Annotated in this window: 2 protein-coding genes; both read left to right on the top strand. The window is 45.1% G+C overall.

The window, feature by feature from the left end; all coding sequences use genetic code 11:
* A partial coding sequence (locus WEIDD23_RS02155; RefSeq protein WP_242865391.1) for an Rqc2 family fibronectin-binding protein occupies nt 1-1,440 on the top strand: 1,440 nt, incomplete at its 5' end.
* A gap of 167 nt (nt 1,441-1,607) precedes the next feature.
* Nucleotides 1,608-2,158 (top strand): copper homeostasis protein CutC (locus WEIDD23_RS02150; protein ID WP_062358734.1); only part of this gene is annotated, 551 nt, incomplete at its 3' end.

Below are 2,158 nucleotides of genomic sequence, written 5' to 3'. Positions count from 1 at the left end.
CGCGTTGAGCAGGTGGCAAATGATCGTATGATTAAGTTCACCACTTCTGGCCGTAATGAGCTTGGTGACGAAGAGAAGACGTCGCTTATCCTGGAGATGATGGGACGTCACTCTAATCTGTTTTTGATTGACGAACCGACACAACGTATTTTGGATTTGATTAAGCACGTTCCTGCTGACCAAAATCGTGTACGGACGCTAATGCCCGGTGGTACTTATGTTATGCCACCGAAGCAAGATGTGATTAATCCGTATGAGTCACTTGACGGACTAGCTAACTTGATTTTGGATAACCCAGATGTGAACGATTTGGCGAAGGGTATTCAAACCACGTTCCAAGGGTTTGCCCGTGATTCAGCGCAAGAACTAGCAGCGGTGTTGCAACAATCCGGTGATGCGATGAAGTTAGCACAAGATTGGTTCGATCGCTTTGACCAGCCAGATCCACGCTTGATTTCCACTGAGAAGGGTGTTAATTTCACCCCATTTGAGTGGTTAACAGTACAGGGGAATGTGCTAACCTATCCAACGCTCAGTGAAATGTTGGACGCGTATTTTGCTGAAAAATCAGAACGTGATCGTGTGCAACAACAGGCGGCCATTGTTTTGCGTGTTGTTCGAAATGAATTAAAGAAGAATAAAACTAAGATTAAGAAGCAACAAGCTGAACTAGATGCAGCTGATAATGCGGATGAATTTAAGGTTAAAGGTGAGTTGTTGACGACATACATGCACCAAGTGGAGCGTGGTATGACTGAAATTGAGTTGCCAAATTATTATGACGATAATAAGCCACTCAAAATTGCGTTGTCTAACCAAATCGGCCCATCACAAAATGCCCAGAAGTATTTCACGAAGTACAACAAATTGAAGACGTCTGTGAAGTATTTGAATGAGCAAATTGCAATGGCGCAAGAGGAAGTCGATTATTTTGAAAACTTGCTTGCGCAAATTGATATTGCCTCGCCAAAGGATATTGAAGAAATTCGTCAAGAATTGATTCAAGAAGGTTACATGCGGGTGCAGAGTAAGAAGAAGCAAAAGCCTCAGGTCAGCCAGCCAGAAAAGTTCTACGCAACTGATGGCACGTTGATTGAAGTGGGTAAGAACAATTTGCAAAATGAGCGACTGTCAATGAAGACGGCTGCTAAATCAGATATCTGGCTACACACCAAGGATATTCCTGGGTCGCACGTTATTATTCACGATGCCAATCCATCTGATGACACGTTACTTGAAGGGGCGATGTTAGCAGCGTACTTTTCGAAGGCTCGAGATTCAGCGAATGTGCCAGTGGACTATTTGCCAGTCCGTCGGTTGCGAAAGCCAAACGGTTCTAAACCTGGTTTCGTAATTTTCGAGGGACAAACGACCATGGCAGTGACGCCTGATTTTGCACTGGTGCAACGGTTACGTCAAAATAAGCCAGCACAACAGTAATAACAAATCGTTAAAACGACTAGCGGTACCAACGTGGTGTTGCTGGTCGTTTTTTGTTTTGCCGTGGTTAAAATATTAAAGTCTCATTAACCAAAATGGTTCAATTAACAGCCCGTGTCTGAAATTTAGTAAAATAAGCTTAAATTAGAAATTTTAGGGGGTTCATCATGATCAAGGAAATTGCACTGGCTGACATCGACACAATGCGTGCTGCGATTCGTAATGGCGTCGATCGCGTGGAATTAAATAGTCGTTTGGATTTGGGAGGACTAACCCCAGACGACCAGACAGTTGCCGAAGCTGTGGCGTTGGCGGCTGAAGCGCAAATTGATTTGGTCGTGATGATTCGCCCACGGGGTGGTGACTTCGACTATTCTGAGGCTGAAATTGAAGATATGCGCCGTTCGTTACGCCGCATGCGGGCTTTAGGGGTAAAGACGGTGACGTTTGGGGTGGTCGACGTCAAAAAGCATCTAGCTCGGGATCGCATGACCAAGTTGCTAGAAGCTGCAAAGCCCATGCAAGTGGTTTATCACATGGCTTTTGATGATATTGCAGAGCGTTGCCAACAACAAGCTTTACGCTGGTTGGCGAATTACGGGGTGATACGTGTGTTGACGCACGGTGGTAAGTTAACTGTGCCAATCACAGAAACAGTGTCTCATTTACAAGAGATTGTCCAAATGGCACCAACGGGTCTCACGATTCTGCCAGGCGG

Source organism: Weissella sp. DD23, from assembly GCF_001579105.1.
In the GTDB taxonomy this organism is placed as follows: Bacteria; Bacillota; Bacilli; order Lactobacillales; family Lactobacillaceae; genus Weissella; species Weissella cibaria.
The sequence above is the reverse complement of the archived record's forward strand: the minus strand, read 5'-3'. Positions and strand labels throughout refer to the sequence as shown.